This is a genomic window from Candidatus Symbiopectobacterium sp. (assembly GCF_020054415.1).
Taxonomy (GTDB): Bacteria; Pseudomonadota; Gammaproteobacteria; order Enterobacterales; family Enterobacteriaceae; genus Symbiopectobacterium.
This window is the reverse complement of record NZ_JAHWCO010000227.1, coordinates 1-1071: the sequence shown is the minus strand read 5'-3', so window position 1 is coordinate 1071 and position 1071 is coordinate 1. Positions and strand designations below refer to the sequence as shown.

Annotated in this window: 2 pseudogenes; both read left to right on the top strand. The window is 48.5% G+C overall.

Annotated features, from left to right (window positions below):
• Nucleotides 1-140: 140 nt before the first annotated feature.
• Nucleotides 141-575 (top strand): annotated as a pseudogene (locus tag QZ506_RS06730) (winged helix-turn-helix domain-containing protein); the annotation flags it as partial.
• Nucleotides 576-589: 14 nt separating this feature from the next.
• A pseudogene (locus tag QZ506_RS06725) lies at nt 590-919 on the top strand (two-component sensor histidine kinase); the annotation flags it as partial.
• Nucleotides 920-1071: the final 152 nt, after the last annotated feature.

Below are 1071 nucleotides of genomic sequence, written 5' to 3'. Positions count from 1 at the left end.
TTGTGTTTGATAATGGGATTGTTAGTATGAAGCATGAGAGTTACCTCGCGTTTTGTTTAAGGATTAGGCACCCATATCAAAACCGGTAACTCTCAACCTTTCAAGGTCCAGTGTCAGATCTAGTCGCGACTAATACAGATATTTTGAAAACGACGCCACCAGCCGTACTGCTTGCCCGCTTGCGACTCCATCTGCGTCAATACTCGGCGCAACCCGCCACGCAGGTTGCGCCTGAAACGCCTGCGGTACAGGCGCAGGTTCAAGTGCACAAAACGCTGCACTTCGGGTTGCTGTGTATCGACCAGGTTAATCGTGAAGTGACGCTGGAGGAAGAGAATATTGTGCTATCCACTGCCGATTTCGATTTATTGTGGCAGTTGGCGACCCATGCAGGACATACCATGGACAGGGATTTGTTGCTCAAAAATCTGCGCGGTGTCAGTTATGACGGCATGGACCGCAGTATCGACGTGGCCATTTCTCGTCTGCGCAAAAAATTGCACGACAATGCACTAGAGCCCTTCCGTATCAAGACCGTGCGTAACAAAGGTTACCTTTTCGCACCGAATGCCTGAGAGAGCGCCATACCATGAGAAAACTATTTGTGCAGTTTTTTCTGTTACTGTTTGCCAGCTTAGTGGTAATGACGCTGCTGGTAGGGTTGGTCTACAAAATGACCGCAGAGCGCGCAGGCCGTCAGTCGATGGACGATTTGATGAAAAGCTCACTCTATCTGATCAGCAATGAGTTGCGTACCATCCCGCCGCGCGAATGGCATAAGACCATCAATGAGATGGACCTGAACCTGTCGTTCACGCTGAACATTGAGCCGCTGAGTAAATACCGTTTATCGCCGAAAGCGCAGCAGCGGCTGAATCAGGGCGAAATTATTGCGATTGAAGATCAATACACCTTTATCTGTATTAGTCTCGACTAGATCTGACACTGGACCTTGAAAGGTTGAGAGTTACCGGTTTTGATATGGGTGCCTAATCCTTAAACAAAACGCGAGGTAACTCTCATGCTTCATACTTACAATCCCATTATCAAACACAAAGCCGGCCTGCTCAA